Here is a 17,982-nt window from a genome sequence, read left to right as displayed (position 1 = left end):
GCTCGGCAGGCTTTCTTTCTGTTTAGAGGGGGATGAGAAGATGGCGAAGTATGATATTTATGGCTTAATACTAGCTGGAGGCTTAAGCACGAGAATGGGAGATGACAAAGCGCTGCTGCTTATTGAAGGCAAACCGCTCCTATATCGTCTCGTACAACAGCTAACAGAGCTTGTGCAGCATGTAGTTGTCTCAGTAGGAACGCCTCAGAGTGAAGAGTTTTATCGTAAAAGCCTTGAAGAATTAGGAGAGTCGGTAAGCTTCGTGACGGATCATTATCCAAAATGCGGCCCGTTATCGGGAATGCACGCGGGCTTGTCCATGATTGCAGAGGGTTATGTATTTGTTATGGCGTGTGATATGCCGCAATTGTCCGAAGGGTTGCTTGCTGAGCTAATGACTCATGTGGAAAAAGGGGTAGACGTAATCCATGCGTCTGACCAGCCTTTTCATGCACTCTATCATGCTAGCATTGCCATTCAAATAGAAGAAGCGCTAGAGAATCAAGATTATCGTCTCATGGGTTTACTGCGCAGGCTTCAGACCATCGAGGTTTCTCTGCCAGAGGAGTATGGTGTATCTGTTTTTACGAATCTCAACACGCCTGAAGATTATAACAAGTATAGGCAGGGACAAGGGGACTGAAGAAGCTCGCCCTTTATAGGCGGAATTAGACGGAATCTACCATGCAGCATAGATGCTTAAACATTCAGCGATGTGATATAATTTGTCAAAGTTGTAATAGGCCTATTTAAAGCAGCATCCATCTAGAAGTAGAAGGGTAAGAGGTGGCAGGTATGACCAAAGAACTCAAATATGAAATTATCGATGCGCAGCTAAGTGATCTGGGGCGTATTGTTGATATTTATAATTCAACAATTGCAAGCAGAATGGTGACGGCTGATCTTGAGCCAGCTACTGTAGCTAGCAAAAAAGCGTGGTTTGATGACCATTCTCCTGATTTCAGGCCGCTATGGGTATTAACGATTGAAGGGGAAATCGCAGCTTGGTTTAGTTTCCAATCGTTTTATGGCAGGCCGGCTTACAATGCGACTGCCGAGATAAGCATTTATATAGCGGAAGAATACCGTAAGCTTGGTCTTGGAACGGTACTGATTCAGAAAGCGATTGAGGCAAGTCCGGGCTTGGGAATAAATACGCTGCTTGGTTTTGTATTTGGACATAATGAGCCGAGCCTCGCTCTGCTTCGTAAGTTTGGATTTGAGGTTTGGGGTCATTTGCCTAAGGTAGCGGTACTGGACGGTGTAGAAAGAGATCTGGTGATCTCGGGGAGGCGTATATGAAGCGAACGCTTGTGATTAGTGATATTCATGGATGTTATACACCTTTTAATGATTTGCTTGAACGTATGAATTATTGTCCCGGCGAGGATCAGCTTATGCTGCTTGGTGATTTCGTTGATCGGGGACCGCAAAGCAGAGAAGTGGTAGAGCAGGTCATCGGCTTAGTCCAAAAGGATGGAGCAATCGCCATTCAAGGCAATCACGACGAGAGGCTCGTTGATGTTATGCTGGAGCGAAGCGAGCAGGCACTGCTTAAGTTTACCGGCCATGGCGGCAGGCAAACCGCAGAGAGCTATGCTGGCATTAAGCAAGGTCCGATTGAGTATGTTATCGATCAAGCCAAAATAGCTGTTCAGGAGCGTTACGCGCATCATATGACTTTTCTGGACAACCTGCCCTATTATCATGAGGATGAACACTTTATATATGTACATGCGGGTCTTAATCCGAATTACTTGAATTGGAAAGAGCAGCCTGCCAGAGATTTTCTTTACATAAAACAACCATTCCTTGAGAGGCCGACCAATGTAAACAAAACGGTTATTTTCGGCCATACAAAAACCATCGATATTCATGGAAAACCAGATGTTTGGTTTGGCGCAGGGAAGATTGGCGTTGACGGAGGATGTGCAACAGGACACCAGCTTAACGGACTAGCGATTACAGGAGCGGCAGAGTTTAACGTGTATTCTGTCCCTTGGAGATTGTAAGGGATGCGCGGGCATTCGAAAGCCATATTCAAAAGCTCTCTCCTGAATATGTTGATTACCGTAATTGCTTTGTTCTACACCTTGATCATGTGCTGGCTTTTATTTCATCGTGGCCGTTATTTTGGCGAGGGGTATAACTATAATCTGGTACCTCTTTATACGATAAAAAAATATATCATCCATTATGATCATTTCAACCCTGACATTTGGTTCAAAAACTTATTCGGAAACATTGTCTTGTTCATACCGATCGGCATATTTCTGCCCTTATTAAATAAGAAGTACTTGAAAGTATTTAGACTGACAATGGTCACGATTATGTTGATTACAGCCGTTGAGCTTACTCAAATGTTGACGCGGGTGGGCAGCTTCGACATTGACGATATTATTCTTAATACGTTTGGCGCGCTGCTTGGGCTGCTGATGACTAGGCTTGTCGTTCGTCGGACTCTGTAATTAACAAATCCTTTAATGTTAAAATAATTAAAAAGAAGCGATAGAAATATCGATTACGAAAGGAAGAATTGTCATTGAGTAAATTTTGGAGTCCGCTCACTGCTTCACTGGTGCCGTATGTTCCAGGCGAGCAGCCTAAGGATAAGACGTATATCAAATTGAATACGAATGAGAATCCGTACCCGCCATCTCCGAAGGTAATTGATGCGATCAAAGGAGCAGCTAATGCTGATCTGCGGCTATATCCTGATCCTACTTGCGAAGGGCTCGTGAAAGCAGCTGCCTCCTATTACGGATTGCGAGCAGAGCAAGTGTTTGCGGGCAACGGTTCTGATGAAATTTTAGCTTTTGCTTTCGCAGCTTTTTTTGATCCGGCTAAGACGGTACTGTTCCCTGATATTACTTACAGCTTCTATAAGGTGTATGCGAAGTTATATGGCTTGCAAACAGAGCTTATCGCATTGGACGAGCAATTTAACGTTCAAGTCGAAGCTTTCCATTCGGACAACGGTGGTATCATCATACCGAACCCGAATGCGCCAACGGCTCAATTGCTTCCGCTCGAGGATATTCGTACATTGCTTGCAAGCAATCCTGATCAGGTTGTTATCATCGACGAGGCTTACATTGACTTCGGCGGACAATCAGCAGTGGAGCTTATTCACGACTATCCGAATTTGCTTGTCGTTCAAACACTCTCGAAATCCCGTTCGCTCGCTGGCCTTCGCGTTGGTTTTGCTTTTGGCAGCGAGGAGTTGATTGATGGATTGAATCGAATCAAAAATTCATTTAATTCCTATACGATGGATCGGCTTGCTTTGGCAGGCGCCATTGCTGCTCTTGAGGATGACGCTTATTTCCGAGATACGACGGAGAAGGTCATTGCTACACGAGAACGTGTAACGGAGCAGGTGAAGGAGCTCGGCTTTGCTGCAACAGACTCGAAGGCAAACTTCGTCTTCATTTCGCATAAAACGATAGCAGCTAAGGACATCTTTGTGCAGTTGCGCGATAAGGGCGTGCTGGTCCGATATTTCGATCAACCTCGGATTAATGAATATTTGCGGGTGAGCATCGGAACGGATGAAGAAATGGATGCCTTTATTCGGGCACTCCAAGAAATCGTAGGCGAGTAATGGAAGAGGTTACGAAGGAGCAATTGTTGTTTCGGCGGTCGATGCGGTTGGTACTAGTTTTAAGTGCCATCTATGCTGCAGTGAGTAATGTGTTTCTATATACAGCTTATTATTATAGCGGGATTGTGGAGCAGAGCTACATCATTTGCATGATTATGATTATTGCGTTCGCTTTGCCGATCGTAAAGTTTTTTCGAAATCAGCATTGGTACTTTCCGATCTTCATATTTTTGTTCTGGATCCCGTTTAGCGTGCTTCTCGCATTTATACTAAGCCAAGTGCTTCCTCTTTCGGACAATACGGTCGATTTTGGACTGCTGCTTGTTTACTGCCTTATTTTGAACGTTATCGTTACGCTGCTTGGCATTACACTCGGCATGATCTTTAATGGAGGATCTACGCTTTGGAAGAAATATAGCCAAGCATCAAAGCAATAACAATAAAGCCATGTATGATCTCCAATGAAGGGGAGCATGCATGGCTTTATTTGATGATAGTTATTTTCATCTTGACTAAATGATTATTTCATTTTAAAATTTGTAAAAACTAACGTTCGTTAGGCAGGGGAACGAAGGCGGATCGGAGGGAATGACATGAGTGCTGAATTAACAACGTCGGAACGAATAAAGCTGGCGGCGCTGACGATGTTTGCAGAATCAGGCTATGAGGGGGCATCCTTGTCAGAAATTGCTAAGGCAGTGGGCATTAAGACGCCGTCCATATATGCACATTATAAATCGAAAGAACAACTGTTCTTGCAGCTCATTCAGGAAATGATTGTTGAAGAGCATAATCAGTTTATAGAGCTTCTTCAAGATATGGATCAGGCGCCGATTAAGGAGCAAGTACATCGACTGTTTACTTTTTTTACTGATCTCACTCATTTAACGACGGGTCAAGCTTTCTTGAAGAAAACGATGCTTGTACCGCCGCGCCATTTGCGCGAACAGCTCAATCAAGATTTATTGCGCTATGAGTATGAACTGAACAAGGGAATTATTAGCGTGCTGGAAAAGGGAGCGTCACAAGGGTTGTTTAACCTGGAAGAGACGGAACGGTTAATTGCTACCTTTTATGTATGTGTAGATGGCATCCTTGTTGAGAATCAAATATATGGAAAAGAGCTGCTTGAGAAAAGGAAGCAAATGGTGTGGCAATCATTATGGCAGATTTGGACGATGACAGCGAGAGAGGATTGAACAAAATGCAATGGGTCTTTTTATTATTAGCGGGGTTTCTTGAGGTAGGCTGGACGTTTGGCCTCAAATATTCGGAGGGCTTTACAGTGCTTGTTCCAAGCATAATAACAGTGGTGCTGCTTGTCATAAGCTTTATGCTGTTTGCCCGCGCGATGCGTACGATAGAGATTGGCGTTGCCTATGCAATGTTTACGGGAATTGGAACAGTAGGCACTGTTCTCGCAGGTATCATTATACTGAATGAGCCGGCTGATTTTTGGCGTTTGTTCTTTATCGCATTGCTTGTAGGGGGCATAGTTGGACTTAAGCTTGTGTCAAATGACAAGCCAGCTCCTGACAAAGCACCAAAGGCTGTAACCAACATAGAACAAGATAAGGTGGGTTCATAAAATGGCATGGGTCTTTTTAATCATATCAGGCTTCGGTGAGGTCGCCGGCGTTACTTTCATGAAGCTCTCTGATGGCTTTAAACGCTGGAAGGGGACGGTAGGGGCGATTGGCGCTGGTTTCGTGAGCTTTTTCTTCTTATCTAAAGCGTTACAGACGATTCCAATTAGTACGGCATATGGGATATGGACCGGAATCGGCTCGATAGGCAGCGTAGTGCTAGGTATGGTCATTTTTGGAGAGTCGAGAAATTGGCGCAAGATGCTGTTTCTCTCTATGATTATCTCAGGCGTTATCGGGCTGAAAGTAGTAAGTGGAGGCCATTAGGATCAAATTCGAAGCGAGACCGCGCAAAAGGGCTGTAAAGCTTTTTGGTGCGGTCTTTATTTTTGCAGCTACTGGTCTTACAATGAAAGGAAAGCATGTATGTAGATAGGGAGAAGAGGAGTACTTACTATGGAGGAGAAGCAGCTGAATACGTTTATTGCTCTTATGGAGCAGTCATTGCTCTCGGAGCTTGTGCTTGATAGCGTTGACCCCACAAATCCAATCCGGGTAGCGGAGACGCCGCGCGGTTGGAGACTGCTTGGGGCGGGCAATTACGCAGGCGTATTTACACATCAGGATTATTCGGATATAGCTGTGAAGGTTTATGCGCCAGGCCGGGACGGCTGGGAGAGTGAATGCGAGGTTTACCGGCGAATTGGCACGCATCCTGCCTTTTCAACTTGTTATCATGCCGGAGAATATAAAGGCCATTATTATTTGATTTTAAAGCGATTAAAGGGAAAAACTTTATATCAGTGCATCATTGATGGAGCAGCAATACCAAAAAAGGCGATAGAAGATATTGATCAAGCATTGGAGTATGCAAGATCCCGCGGTTTGTTCCCGCATGATGTGCATGGAAAAAATGTAATGATTAAGGATGGAAGGGGTATCGTGCTTGATATTTCAGATTTTTTGAAGGAAGAGCCGTGCACGATGTGGGATGATTTGAAGAAAGCCTACAATCGTATTTACATGCCTTTTCTATCCAAAAAACCGATTCCGGTTCCCGAATGGGTGCTGAACGGCGTTCGTAAGGGCTATCGTTTTATGAGGAATTCATCCGTAGTGGGACGCTCGTCCTAGGGAAGCAGCACAAACAGCGGCTGCCCTGAAAGGGTGCCGCTGCTTGGCAAAGCTTTGCCGCACATCTTAATGCTCCTCGTCAAACGCGTCCAGCAGCGTCTTGGCGAGATCGGCATCCTTTTTAAGCACATGAATCCGTTTCAAGGAATTGCCCTCAATGGTGATTTTGGTTTTCAATCCATTAGTTTTGAAATGAGCTTCCAATCGGTCTATGAGCTCCGATCTAGAACCCCCTTCCGTACGAATGACTACCCATCGATTCCAAAATAACGCCATTATGCGTCACCCCCTTAAAGTTTTACATTGTAAAACTAGTGTAGGAAGCCATGTGCCCATTGGATTTGAATGTCTTCTTATACGTTCAAATCAAATAAGGATGCACCTTTCATATTTATTCAGCATAAGCCTTCAAACATGACAGAAAACTCAAAAAAACATTTGCCTTTAATCCAAAATCTGTTGGGGAATAACGTGATTGCTCCTGCCGTATCCTAAGAAAGCGAGATGGTGACCTGACCTATTGACAAACTTAACTGTAACGGATAAAATTACAGTATAAAGCAGGGAGGCCCTTAAACAGTGAACAGCGAATTTACGATTGCCGTACACAGTCTCGTTTACTTGGCTTATTTACCGGAAAGAATGGCTAGCAGCGATATGATCGCCGAGAATGTCGGCACACATTCTGCTCGTGTTCGCAAGGTAATGGGTGGTTTGCGCCGCAGTGGATATGTAGATACCCGTGAAGGCTCAGGAGGCGGCTATAGGCTGACGATTGATCCGAATGTGGTAACACTTGCCGATATCTATCGCGTGATGGCACAAGGCTCGCTAATTCCGAGCTGGTGCTCGGGCAACCCAGAGATGGATTGTGTTGTTGGGTCGAATATGAATCAAGTGATGTTCGGCATATTTTGTACAGCGGAGAAGCAGCTGGAAAGTCATTTTAGCGCGATTACGATTCAGGATGTGTTGAAGCAAATTCACGCATGCGGTTAGCAAATGATGTTTCATTTAACGGTGAGACGGGTATTCCCTTTATCATACACATTGTTTGGAGAGGATGATTGAAATGGCAGTAGCATTGACGAAAGAAAACTTTAACGAGTCCATTCAAAACGGCGTTTCCCTTGTAGATTTCTGGGCACCTTGGTGTGGACCTTGCAAAATGCAGCTACCAATCGTTGAGGAGCTTTCCGCTGAGCTGGAAGGCCAAGCAGTAATTGCTAAAATTAACGTTGACGAGCAGCCAGAACTTGCTTCACAATTCGGCGTTATGAGTATCCCGACATTGATTTTGTTCAAAGACGGTCAACCCGTTGACAAAATGGTTGGCGTACAATCCAAAGATGCATTGAAAGCAAAAATTTCCGGCCAAATGTAAGCAACATTTTGTAATAAATAACCGTCTTAATATCGTCTGGTATCAGTGAGCAACTGGTGTCAGGCGATATTTTTTTTCTGGAAACTCTTATTTTCAGTAAGATAATATTGGTATAAAAGGTACTAAGTGTGAATGTAAAAATCGACCTAATTAAGCAAATGTTAAGGAAATAATAAGCGATTATACCAACCTTATCTGTTGCTTTATACTAATTTAGTTAGTAGAATTAAAAATAATTGTACGCAGCAGCGTGCCCTAACTTTGATTTATGGAGTGGTGATGTAGTGAACGCAGTCAGTACGAAAAAGGACAAAACGGTTACCGGAGAGTCCCTGCGGCAAGGTATGACATCTTCAAAAATTTTGATCATTATTCCGGCTTATAATGAAGAGCATAGCATAAGCCATGTGATACATGATGTGAAGACACATTGCCCATCTGCTCATATTCTGGTCATCAATGATGGCTCCAAAGACCGTACACGTGAAGTAGCTGAGGCGAACGGTGCTTCTGTCATTACACTTCCGACCAATTTGGGCATCGGCGGAGCTATGCAGACGGGATATCGTTATGCCCACCGTTATGACTATGATGTTGCCGTTCAAGTGGACGGAGATGGCCAGCATAAGGCGGAGCAGCTTCATTTGATTTTGGACCCCGTGCTTAGCGGGAAAGCGGATTTGGCGATTGGCTCACGTTTCATTGAACAAACCGGCTTCTTGTCTTCTGCAACGCGCAGAGTCGGTATCAAGATTTTATCTACTATTGTTACTGCAATGACACGCAAGCGCGTGCTGGACGTAACCTCAGGGTTCCGCGCTGCAAATAAACGTGCGATTGCCGTATTCCAAAGCGATTATGCGACAGACTATCCAGAAGTGGATTCCATCGTACTCATTCATCGCAGCGGATTGCGTACAAGCGAGGTAGCAGTCGTAATGGAAGCACGTACAGGCGGTACGTCATCAATAAATGCGATGCGTTCGGTTTATTATATGGTTAAGGTAACATTGTCGCTATTCATTCGCAGCTTGAAAGCAACAAAGCCAGTCGAGGTTCAATCTTAGAAAAATGTTTACGATGAGAGTTTGCTCTGCAAACTTTAAGGAGGATACACCATGCAAGCCTTGTGGATTATCACAAGTGTGGTTTTTTTGTTCGTGCTGATTATGTTGATTAACCGGAGATTGCTCCGTGAGCAGTATTCAATGCTCTGGCTGTTGTTTGGTGTAGTAATGCTGATATTGTCCGTACGCGTTCAGATTATTGATACGTTGGCTCACGCGATTGGTATTGCTTATGCGCCGGCGCTGCTTTTTCTAGTCGGAATTTTATTTTGTATTATGCTTATTTTGCATCTTACAGTCATTGTATCCAAATTGTCGGAGAAAGTTATTCGTCTTACACAAGAGCTTGGAATTTTACATCACGAGCTACATGAACGCAAAAGGTCGGATTCATAATGGCATATATCATATTGTTTCTTAATATTTTGCTGCTTGTTTCGGGCCAATTATTGTGGAAAACAGGAATGAACAAAATGGATACGGCGAAAGGCGACACATGGGTATCGTTATTGTGGTCGCCTCATATATGGTCGGGACTTGTTTTGTACGGAATTGCTACCGTTCTTTGGTTGTACGTACTTAAGAAGCTCCCGCTTAGCCTTGCCTATCCGCTGCAAAGCTTGGCTTATGTAATAGCGCTGGTTGCAGCTGTATTTATATTTAACGAATCGGTACCGCTGCAGCGCTGGATAGGCGCAGCTATTATTTTGGCGGGTGTAATCGTACTCGCTTGGAAATAAGCCGCTTTCAACATTAGGGAGGATCAATTTACGTGGTGGAATGGGTTAGGAAAAACAAAGCATGGACGATAGCGATCGTTCTTATTTTTATGCTTGCCTTGTGGCTGAGGGTTGATTTTCTTACATCGGTCAAACATAACATTTCACATGATTCGAAGTATTACGATGAGATGGTGCACCGGTTGCTTGATGAAGGCATTTACGCCTACAAGGAAGAGGTTCCAAATGCAAGGGTAACACCGGGTTATCCACTATTTATGACGGGTATGTATTTAGTGGCTGATCAAATCGGCGTAGAGCCGTTCCCGCTTATTCGTTGGGTACAGGTGTTAATTAGCATGGCTACACTCATTATCATTTATATGATTGCGATGCAGGCAACAAGAAACAAATGGGTGGCAATCGTAGCGTTTTTTATTAGTGCAATTTATCATCCCTTTATTTGGGCAAATGGAGCAGTTCTCACAGAAACGCTCGCATTATTTCTCTTAATGGCCTATCTGTCTTTGCAGTTATATGCCTTTCGTACCGAACGAAAGCGCGATGCTGCGCTAGCGGGTATCTTGTTAGGCCTGACAGTACTTGTTAGGGCGGAATTTCTACCGATTTTTGTTCCTTTGTACGGAGTATTTCTGCTTCAGAAATGGTACAAGAAGAAATCGGGTGTGCAGACCGAGGTCATATCCAAATGGGCTATTTTCAAAAAAGTTCTATTAATGGGTGTTATTACGGGGCTCTGCCTATCAGCTACGATGCTCCCTTGGTGGATAAGGAATGTCGTTTCATTAAATGAGTTTGTATTGACTGCTTCACAGTCCAATCCATTCAAAGCGGGTACTTATCCGAATAAAGATTATACAGACAAGATCGTTGATCCAACGGGATTGACACAGGATGAGGTTGCATGGGCGCGCATCAAAGCAGGCTTCACGCAGCAAACCTGGAAATATGTAAAATGGTATACGGTAGGAAAGCTTAAATATACTTATACGCATATGTTCTTCGGCTCGGGACATGCTCCTTTGTACCATGCTTATCCGAAGGTAGCATACTTGCATGTACTGATTATATACAGCACGATTATTCCGCTGCTTGCGCTTATATGGAGATGGAGACATCCTGCAGCCATGCTGGCGGTGGTCATCTTCGTCATGACGATGATTAGACTTGTGTTCGTACCGGAATATCGTTATAACTTTACCGTTATGCCCCTGTTTATTATATTGTTCTCTTGGCTCGGTATTTATATTTTGCAAAAAATATGGGCATATATTGAACGTAGAAAAACGGCGTAGCAGTTTTAACTGCATATTGTAAAAGACTGCCTAAAGGACAAGTGCCTTGAGCAGTCTTTTTTCGCTTATTGTGCAACTTCCACATTGTATGGCGCGTCTAATTTATGAATAAATTGGAAAAGCATTGGAGGGTGAAGCAGTGAGGATCAATCATCGAAAGAGGCTTGCGGTAGTGCTATCCACAGCGATGCTTATGAGTATGTTGCCAGCAACGGCATTTGCTGAAAGCTCAAACAAGCCAGCAGTGACGAATGCAGCAGCAAAAGCCGTGCCATCGTCGGAAGGAGACATCATGAAAGAAGGATTTGCAGCTCCAGTTGATGTAGCAATAACGAAGGAGAAAGCGGAAGCGCTAGCGAGGCAGTATGTAAGCATTCCGAAGGAGTATGTCCTCCAAGGAGCTAGTCTTAATATGGAAGTGATGGCTAGCGGCAAACGCAATGCTTGGGGACTGGATTTCGTGAAGAAGGTGAACGGCAAACATTTGGGAAGCATCTACGTTCGTATTCATGCGGATAAAGGTCAGCTTCTTGAGTTCAACTCTTATACCGATAACCCATCTGCCAAACCAACGTATCCGCTTAAGGTTGAACGTGATGCCGCACAGCAGATTGCGCTCCAATTCATAGATAAAATTGCAGCTGATTATAAAGGACAAATTCAATACAATCCTGACTATGGTGTTCAACTGCGTCCACCGCTAACGGGTGAGGTTGTGCATTCCATTCGTTATGATCGGTTGGTGAATGACATACCCTATGTAGATAACTACATAGAGCTTGAAGTGGATAGTGAAGGGCATGTCCGAAGATTTTCCTTGCAGTGGGATGATACAATTGTTTTCCCAAAAGTAGATGCAAAGCTGTCGGCAGCAGAGGCAAATGAAAAGCTGCGAGCAGCAGCAGCTCCACTGTTAGCTTATATCGTGCCTTACAATATGCAGGGGAAAAGGAAACCTTTGCTTAGTTATGAGCTTCAGCCTATATCGATCGATGCGGTGACTGGCCAGCTAAAGGATCAGTCGAGAGACAGTTATTTTAGAGCGGGAACGATATCGGAAACACCTATATCCGAGAAACCTTTAGGCGAAAAGCCGAAAGCGGGGGCAGTTACCGAGAAGCAAGCGATAGATGCGGTAAAAGCTGCTTTTGCGCTGCCGGCAGGGGTGGAGCTGAACGGTTCCAACTACAGTGAAAATAGCAATGAGAGCACAGGTGAAACCGAAGCCTATTGGCAGCTGAATTGGACAGTGAAAAAGGATGGCAAGGAAGTGGGCTCAGCTTCAGCTTCCGTTAACGGTCGCACTGGAGAGGTTCGCCATTTCAATACGTATATGTATAACGAACAAAGTCAATCAGGCGGGACAAAGGTGACGCTAGAGCAAGCGACTACAGCAGCGGTAGAGGCAATTAAGAAACGTCTGCCATGGCTAACGGATGAGCTATATCTGGTCAAACCTGATCCGAAGCAATATGAGGGAATTGTCGCAGGGCAACCTAGTCAATACTATTTCAATTTTGTACACAAAATCTATGGCGCAGTGGTTGAATATGACAACATTAACTTGTCGATACATTCAAGCACTGGGGAAGTTGTAAATTACGATGCTAATTTGTCGAACTTTGAATATCCAGCTGAGGCTCCTGCCTTGATTAAGAAGGAGCAGGCAGTTGACAGCTGGCTGAATTATTACCGAACACAGCTTACGTATCGGCTTGTGCAAAGCTTCACATGGAACGGGCAGCCTATTCCAATTGAGAAATATAAGCTGATGATTGCTTCAGGTGAAATAAGAGGCGACGAAGTGGATAGAAAGACAGAAGCAGAACTAGTTTACCAATTAGTGCCTAAGCTTATGGATGAGTCGGTGTTCCTCGATGCAGTGACGGGCGGCTGGCGAAATCGGGAAACAGGTGATGTCACACAGCTCGAGAAGCCAAAGGCTAAGGATATTGATGGACACTTTGCACAGCGTCAGCTTGAACTAATGGTTGCATACAAAGCGCTTGATGTGAAAGATGGTCTTGTGCGTCCTAATGAGGCGGTTACACGCGGAGAGCTGATTAAAATGCTGGTACTAGCGCGCAGCAGCGGAGTATCGCCGCTCTCGATGTCCTTCAGTAATCAGCTTGGTGGTAAAGCCTCATTTAATGATGTAGCTGCGGATTCCAGCTATTTCGTTTATGTTGAAAGTGCATTGGAACAAAATTTAATAGATGTTGGGGATGGCTCCTTTAACCCTAGCGGTAAAGTATCACGTGATGAGATGGCGGAGCTGATCGTGCGAGCACTTGGTTATAATGCGCTTGCGAATTATGATCATATTTTTAAAGCCTCGTTTAAAGACTCGGATCAGATCCAGAATAAGGGGCAGGCAGCCATTGTTGTAGGTCTCAAAATTATGAGCTTATCAGATGGCAAGTTTTTGCCTAAGAAACAAGTGACGCGAGGCGAAGCATCGGTAGCGTTTTTCCGTTACCTTCAATCGCGCGCAGAGCTGCAAGAAGCGCCGCTTCGGATGTAATGTATTCTTAATACAAGAAACCTGGATTCTACAAGTGGATGATACGCTTGCAGAACCCAGGTTTTTTATAGATAAGGGCTCGGAAGTTATCCTTTAATCCGTTTTCTTCTTTTTAGAGGTGAAATTTGTTACAGATTTTGTATCCTCAATGGTATCATTTACGAATGCCATATCTTGATTTTTGGCTTTCATATTCGTCGTTCCTTTGTAATTACCCTTATGAGTCTGATTTTCCATAAGCTTGCCTCCTCAAATTTTAGGTGCTTGTGTGCACAGCTTAAGCCAGCGCCAACATAGTATTTCCGCAGCGCGGCTTATCATTCTCAGAAGTGACTATCTTGCGGCGAGGCACAAATACAATATCGTTTAGGGGTATAAAACGGGTTAAAAACAAACGGCTGTTCAAATGCAGAGTTTTATAGGTTTTCACAACTTGCAATGCTTTTATCGATCAGAAAACCGTCTTCATTTGCCAAGGAAGCCATCAAATGCCGTTTAGGCTTAACGGATGGCACTTTCAAAGTAGGTGACGCTGGGGTATAATAGCTGGAGTTGTTTACTTTCGGGAAAATAGGGGTGTCTTATAGCATGGCATTGAAAGCAGGAATAGTAGGTTTGCCCAACGTCGGCAAATCAACATTGTTTAACGCAATTACGCAAGCAGGGGCAGAATCTGCCAATTATCCTTTTTGTACAATAGATCCTAACGTTGGTGTTGTTGAAGTACCGGATGAGCGTTTGGACAAGCTGGTTGAGCTCGTTGTTCCTAAGAGCATCGTGCCTACAGCGTTTGAGTTTGTCGATATTGCCGGCTTGGTTGCTGGTGCAAGCAAAGGCGAAGGATTGGGCAATAAATTTTTGGCGCATATCCGTGAGGTAGACGCCATTGTTCATGTGGTTCGCTGCTTCCAAGATGATAACATTACGCATGTATCTGGCAAGGTAGATCCAATTAGCGATATTCAAACGATTAATTTGGAGCTTATTTTGGCGGATATTGATTCTGTTGATAAAAAGATTGAACGCTCACGTAAAAACCTTAAGGGCGGAGACAAAAAAGTTGCTCAAGAAATCGAAGTGCTTGAACGCATCAAGGAAGCGTTGTACAACGATAAGCCTGCTCGCAGCCTTGAGCTGAGCGATGATGAGAAGCTGCTTGTCCGTGATTTGCATTTGCTTACAATGAAGACGGTTTTGTATGCCGCTAATGTGAGCGAAGACGAGGTTTCAAATTCAGACGGCAATGAGTACGTACAGAAAGTACGCGAATTCGCAGCTGCTGAAGGTGCTGAAGTTGTGCCAATCAGCGCGAAGGTTGAAGCTGAGATTGCCGAGCTTGAAGGCGAAGACAAAGAAATGTTCCTTGAGGAGCTTGGCATGTCGGAGTCGGGCTTGAACCGTTTGATCAGTGCAGCTTACAAGCTTCTTGGCCTATACACTTACTTCACAGCCGGTGTACAAGAGGTTCGAGCATGGACGATTCGCAGTGGAACAAAAGCGCCGCAGGCGGCTGGCGTTATTCATACCGATTTCGAACGTGGATTCATTCGTGCTGAGGTTGTTTCCTTTACAGATCTTGCAGCTGCGGGTTCGATGGTAGCGGCTCGTGAGAAGGGGCAAGTTCGTCTTGAGGGCAAAGAATATGTCGTTCGTGACGGCGATGTTATCCATTTCCGTTTTAACGTGTAAATATTAGGGGAATAATAGAGCCCTGTAAGTGCAGCTTTGCGCTTACAGGGTTTTGTTGCAATCAAGATTCATGCTGGATGCTCAGTAACCAATGGCGGTTGCCTGGTATATGAAGAATGAAGCGGTTCGTAAAAATGGGCATGATTAGCTGGCTGTAAATCGAAACCAGCAGTCGATAGAAACTCGATGATATGGTATAATGAACATTATCCTAATGGAATAAACAGAGGTGAATGATCGTGTTTGACCGTTTACAAGCACTCGCAGACCGGTATGAGAAGCTGAGTGAGCTATTGTGTGATCCAGATGTATCCAGTGATCCCAAGCGGCTTAGAGAGCTTTCCAAGGAGCAGTCGGATTTACAAGAGGCATATGATGCCTTTACGGAATATAAACAAGTTACCGAGCAGCTGGACGACGCTAAGCTGATGCAAGCTGAGAAACTCGATGACGAAATGCGTGAAATGGTTAAAATGGAAATCGACGAATTGAGCAAACGCCAAGCTGAGCTTGATGAGCAAATTCGTATCGTTCTATTGCCGAAGGACCCTAATGATGACAAGAACGTTATTGTCGAAATTCGCGGTGCGGCTGGCGGAGACGAAGCAGCATTGTTCGCATATGAGTTATATCGTATGTATACAAAGTTTGCTGATGCACAAGGCTGGCGTGTAGAGCTAATGGATTTCAGCGAGAACGACGTTGGCGGATTTAAAGAGGTAATTTTTATGATTACGGGCAAGGGCGCGTACAGCAAGATGAAATTCGAAAGCGGCGCTCATCGCGTACAACGGATTCCAGTAACGGAATCAGGCGGCCGTATTCATACATCAACATCTACGGTAGCTGTTATGCCTGAGGTTGAAGATGTGGAGATTGAAATTTTCGACAAGGATATTCGCGTGGACACGTTCTGCTCCAGTGGAGCGGGCGGTCAATCCGTTAATACGACGAAATCCGCGGTACGTGTATTGCACGTTCCAACCGGCATTATGGCGACTTGCCAAGATGGCAAATCACAGAATGAGAACAAAGCGAAGGCACTTGCCGTGCTTCGTGCACGTATCTCTGATGTTCGCCGTCAAGAGGAAGAAGCAAAGTATGCGGGCGAGCGTAAGAGCAAGGTTGGAACGGGAGATCGCAGCGAACGTATTCGCACATACAATTTCCCGCAAAGCCGTGTAACGGATCACCGTATCGGATTAACGCTTCATAAGCTGGATTCAGTGATGAACGGCGATTTGACAGAGGTTATTTCCTCCCTGACGATTGCAGAGCAAGCTGATCTTATGGAACGTGAAATGGCTTAACAAATTTGCGCTGGGTCGCTGGTTGCTTACAATAAGCAATCAGCGGTCTGGCGTTTTGTTCGGTTTGGGGAAGCGAAGGCAAGGCAAATGGTCGTGTGGAGCGCATAAATAGATTGGACATTGCAGTGAATTATTGTCGAATGTACTGCTAGCTGTGAGGCGGTAATGGCAAAAGAGGCTATAGTTGCTGCATGAAGGAGAAGGAAGTTACTTTAAAGTGGGAAGGGCGATACAGGGATGAGCAAGCATTCGGAGGAGCAATGGTTTGTTGCGCCATTAACATTGCGGCAAGCTTGCATGCAAGCGACAGCGATTTTGCAATCGGAAGCGGTGGAAGAACCGCGCAACAATGCAGAGCTTCTGCTCATGCATTTGCTGAATATGGATCGAGCGGCATTGCTGCGTGATGGCAGTGAGTTATTTCCTGCAGAGCGGTTAGCAGAATGGGAAGACCTCATACGTCGTAAGGCTGCTGGGGAGCCTGTTCAATATATTATTGGTGAGCAATGGTTTTATGGGCAGCCATTTACAGTCTCGCCTGCCGTGCTCATTCCGCGTCCGGAAACAGAGCTGCTCGTCGAGGCTGTGCTTGAGGCAGCTGATCTTATTTGGCCCCCTGCGCTGATTGCAGGGGATATGCAGCCGCCGACCATTGTCGACGTCGGCACAGGCAGCGGCGCCATCGCCGTGACGCTAGCTTCGCAGCGTCACGCATGGCGCGTATGCGCGTCCGATCTATCGCCGGACGCGCTGGCAGTCGCCCGCACGAACGCGATCCGCCATGATGCGGCGGATCGGTTGACATTCGTGCAGGGCGACCTGCTCATGCCATTTGTACATGGGCATGAGCAGGGTGAACTGCAGCACGGCGAGCTTCGCATCGACGTGCTAGTATCCAATCCGCCGTATATACCGGCGGCGGATATGTTAGAGCTGCAGCGCGAAGTTCGCGACTATGAGCCGCATCTCGCGCTAGAAGGCGGGCCGGACGGGTTGATCCCGTACCGGCGCATGCTGGAGCAGCTTCCGCTGCTCGCGCAAATGCCTCGCATCGTCGCATTCGAGCTCGGTATGGGCCAGCCTCGCATCGTTGCCGACATGATGCGCGAAATGTCGCAATGGGACGACATTCGAATCATCAGTGACTACGCTGGAATCGAGCGCCATGTCATTGCAACAAGGAGTTAACTTCGCTTGCAGCAAAAGAGGCTTCCCCAAAAGTAGATTTATCTACTTCGGGAAAGCCTCTGTTTCATTTAAAGCAGCCATTTTCAAGCAGCAGCCTGACTGGGCTCAGCAAAATAAATCTATTTCCTAGATTTATTTTCGCCGGAGCATGTCACTTAGCGCTTTATTGCGGGTGATGAGCAAACATAAGCCTACATTCTAGTTCTATTTTCGAGAAAAGGGTTCCATTGACGGAAATAAGCCTATATTCTAGACTTATTTTCGCTCGAACTCATCATTTACCGCGTTTTTGTATGTGACATGTAAAAATAAGCCTACATTCTAGCTCTATTTTCGAGAAAACAGCTCCTTTGACGAAAATAAGCCTATATTTTAGTCTTATTTTCACTGGAACGCATCATTTAGTGCTTTTTTGTAGCTCATGAGCAAACATTAGCCTACATTCTAGCTCTATTTTCGCG

The 17,982-nt window shown here is 45.1% G+C and carries 22 protein-coding genes; 20 read left to right on the top strand and 2 right to left on the bottom strand.

Annotated features, from left to right (window positions below; genetic code table 11):
- Nucleotides 1-40: 40 nt before the first annotated feature.
- The 10 genes from MHH56_RS31325 to MHH56_RS31280 all read left to right on the top strand — a co-directional run bounded on the left by MHH56_RS31325 (nucleotide 41) and on the right by MHH56_RS31280 (nucleotide 6,324).
- Nucleotides 41-643: a molybdenum cofactor guanylyltransferase gene (locus MHH56_RS31325; protein WP_339205433.1), complete on the top strand. Its 603-nt coding sequence runs from the start codon at nucleotides 41-43 to the stop codon at nucleotides 641-643.
- 152 nt (nucleotides 644-795) lie between these two features.
- A complete protein-coding gene (locus MHH56_RS31320) occupies nucleotides 796-1,302 on the top strand; it encodes a GNAT family N-acetyltransferase (RefSeq protein WP_076266291.1) in 507 nt (168 codons plus the stop codon).
- Nucleotides 1,299-2,012 carry a metallophosphoesterase family protein gene (locus MHH56_RS31315; RefSeq protein WP_339205432.1) on the top strand — a complete coding sequence of 238 codons (714 nt, stop codon included), beginning with the start codon at nucleotides 1,299-1,301 and terminating at the stop codon, nucleotides 2,010-2,012. The genes MHH56_RS31320 and MHH56_RS31315 overlap by 4 nt, the downstream gene beginning before the upstream one ends.
- Nucleotides 2,013-2,015: 3 nt before the next feature.
- Nucleotides 2,016-2,468 (top strand): VanZ family protein, encoded by a 453-nt coding sequence (locus MHH56_RS31310; RefSeq protein WP_339205431.1) that lies wholly within the window; start codon nucleotides 2,016-2,018, stop codon nucleotides 2,466-2,468.
- A gap of 74 nt (nucleotides 2,469-2,542) precedes the next feature.
- A complete protein-coding gene (hisC, locus tag MHH56_RS31305) occupies nucleotides 2,543-3,604 on the top strand; it encodes a histidinol-phosphate transaminase (protein ID WP_339205430.1) in 1,062 nt (353 codons plus the stop codon).
- A gap of 41 nt (nucleotides 3,605-3,645) precedes the next feature.
- Nucleotides 3,646-4,041 carry a hypothetical protein gene (locus MHH56_RS31300; protein ID WP_339205429.1) on the top strand — a complete coding sequence of 132 codons (396 nt, stop codon included), beginning with the start codon at nucleotides 3,646-3,648 and terminating at the stop codon, nucleotides 4,039-4,041.
- Nucleotides 4,042-4,197: 156 nt separating this feature from the next.
- The gene (locus tag MHH56_RS31295; protein WP_339205428.1) at nucleotides 4,198-4,803 is read left to right on the top strand and encodes a TetR/AcrR family transcriptional regulator; all 606 of its coding nucleotides are present in this window, start codon (nucleotides 4,198-4,200) and stop codon (nucleotides 4,801-4,803) included.
- Nucleotides 4,755-5,192, top strand: coding sequence for a multidrug efflux SMR transporter (locus MHH56_RS31290; protein WP_339205427.1), 438 nt, complete (start codon nucleotides 4,755-4,757; stop codon nucleotides 5,190-5,192). The genes MHH56_RS31295 and MHH56_RS31290 overlap by 49 nt, the downstream gene beginning before the upstream one ends.
- Before the next feature lies 1 nt (nucleotide 5,193).
- Nucleotides 5,194-5,517: a multidrug efflux SMR transporter gene (locus MHH56_RS31285; protein ID WP_076266284.1), complete on the top strand. Its 324-nt coding sequence runs from the start codon at nucleotides 5,194-5,196 to the stop codon at nucleotides 5,515-5,517.
- 129 nt (nucleotides 5,518-5,646) lie between these two features.
- Nucleotides 5,647-6,324, top strand: a complete 678-nt coding sequence (locus MHH56_RS31280) for a protein kinase family protein (protein ID WP_076266283.1) — start codon at nucleotides 5,647-5,649, stop codon at nucleotides 6,322-6,324.
- A 66-nt stretch (nucleotides 6,325-6,390) separates the two neighbouring features.
- Here MHH56_RS31280 and MHH56_RS31275 read toward each other — a convergent pair whose 3' ends face one another.
- The gene (locus MHH56_RS31275; RefSeq protein ID WP_076266282.1) at nucleotides 6,391-6,600 is read right to left on the bottom strand and encodes a hypothetical protein; all 210 of its coding nucleotides are present in this window, start codon (nucleotides 6,598-6,600) and stop codon (nucleotides 6,391-6,393) included.
- A 303-nt stretch (nucleotides 6,601-6,903) separates the two neighbouring features.
- Between MHH56_RS31275 and MHH56_RS31270 the strand changes: the two genes are divergently transcribed.
- The 7 genes from MHH56_RS31270 to MHH56_RS31240 all read left to right on the top strand — a co-directional run bounded on the left by MHH56_RS31270 (nucleotide 6,904) and on the right by MHH56_RS31240 (nucleotide 13,334).
- Nucleotides 6,904-7,323, top strand: a complete 420-nt coding sequence (locus tag MHH56_RS31270; RefSeq protein ID WP_076266281.1) for an Rrf2 family transcriptional regulator — start codon at nucleotides 6,904-6,906, stop codon at nucleotides 7,321-7,323.
- A 73-nt stretch (nucleotides 7,324-7,396) separates the two neighbouring features.
- The gene (gene trxA / locus MHH56_RS31265; protein ID WP_054025488.1) at nucleotides 7,397-7,708 is read left to right on the top strand and encodes a thioredoxin; all 312 of its coding nucleotides are present in this window, start codon (nucleotides 7,397-7,399) and stop codon (nucleotides 7,706-7,708) included.
- 284 nt (nucleotides 7,709-7,992) lie between these two features.
- Nucleotides 7,993-8,775: a glycosyltransferase family 2 protein gene (locus tag MHH56_RS31260; RefSeq protein WP_339205426.1), complete on the top strand. Its 783-nt coding sequence runs from the start codon at nucleotides 7,993-7,995 to the stop codon at nucleotides 8,773-8,775.
- Between the two features lie 51 nt (nucleotides 8,776-8,826).
- Nucleotides 8,827-9,171, top strand: coding sequence for a DUF2304 domain-containing protein (locus MHH56_RS31255; RefSeq protein ID WP_054025487.1), 345 nt, complete (start codon nucleotides 8,827-8,829; stop codon nucleotides 9,169-9,171).
- Nucleotides 9,171-9,515, top strand: coding sequence for an EamA family transporter (locus MHH56_RS31250; protein WP_339205425.1), 345 nt, complete (start codon nucleotides 9,171-9,173; stop codon nucleotides 9,513-9,515). Before MHH56_RS31255 ends, MHH56_RS31250 begins: the two co-directional genes overlap by 1 nt.
- Nucleotides 9,516-9,547: 32 nt before the next feature.
- Nucleotides 9,548-10,810, top strand: a complete 1,263-nt coding sequence (locus MHH56_RS31245; RefSeq protein ID WP_339205424.1) for a phospholipid carrier-dependent glycosyltransferase — start codon at nucleotides 9,548-9,550, stop codon at nucleotides 10,808-10,810.
- A gap of 139 nt (nucleotides 10,811-10,949) precedes the next feature.
- Nucleotides 10,950-13,334, top strand: a complete 2,385-nt coding sequence (locus MHH56_RS31240; protein WP_339205423.1) for a YcdB/YcdC domain-containing protein — start codon at nucleotides 10,950-10,952, stop codon at nucleotides 13,332-13,334.
- Nucleotides 13,335-13,427: 93 nt separating this feature from the next.
- Here the strand turns inward: MHH56_RS31240 and MHH56_RS31235 are convergent, their stop codons facing one another.
- Nucleotides 13,428-13,571, bottom strand: a complete 144-nt coding sequence (locus MHH56_RS31235; protein ID WP_179089742.1) for a hypothetical protein — start codon at nucleotides 13,569-13,571, stop codon at nucleotides 13,428-13,430.
- Between the two features lie 351 nt (nucleotides 13,572-13,922).
- Between MHH56_RS31235 and ychF the strand changes: the two genes are divergently transcribed.
- From ychF to prmC, 3 genes are all read left to right on the top strand, one after another.
- Nucleotides 13,923-15,023 carry a redox-regulated ATPase YchF gene (gene ychF, locus MHH56_RS31230; protein WP_076266277.1) on the top strand — a complete coding sequence of 367 codons (1,101 nt, stop codon included), beginning with the start codon at nucleotides 13,923-13,925 and terminating at the stop codon, nucleotides 15,021-15,023.
- A 239-nt stretch (nucleotides 15,024-15,262) separates the two neighbouring features.
- Nucleotides 15,263-16,333 (top strand): peptide chain release factor 1, encoded by a 1,071-nt coding sequence (gene prfA / locus MHH56_RS31225; protein WP_076266276.1) that lies wholly within the window; start codon nucleotides 15,263-15,265, stop codon nucleotides 16,331-16,333.
- Nucleotides 16,334-16,570: 237 nt separating this feature from the next.
- Nucleotides 16,571-17,521 carry a peptide chain release factor N(5)-glutamine methyltransferase gene (gene prmC / locus MHH56_RS31220; RefSeq protein ID WP_339205422.1) on the top strand — a complete coding sequence of 317 codons (951 nt, stop codon included), beginning with the start codon at nucleotides 16,571-16,573 and terminating at the stop codon, nucleotides 17,519-17,521.
- Nucleotides 17,522-17,982 lie beyond the last annotated feature (461 nt).

It is taken from the genome of Paenibacillus sp. FSL K6-3182 (assembly GCF_037976325.1).
GTDB lineage: Bacteria > Bacillota > Bacilli > Paenibacillales > Paenibacillaceae > Pristimantibacillus.
This window is presented reverse-complemented; position numbering and strand designations above follow the sequence as displayed.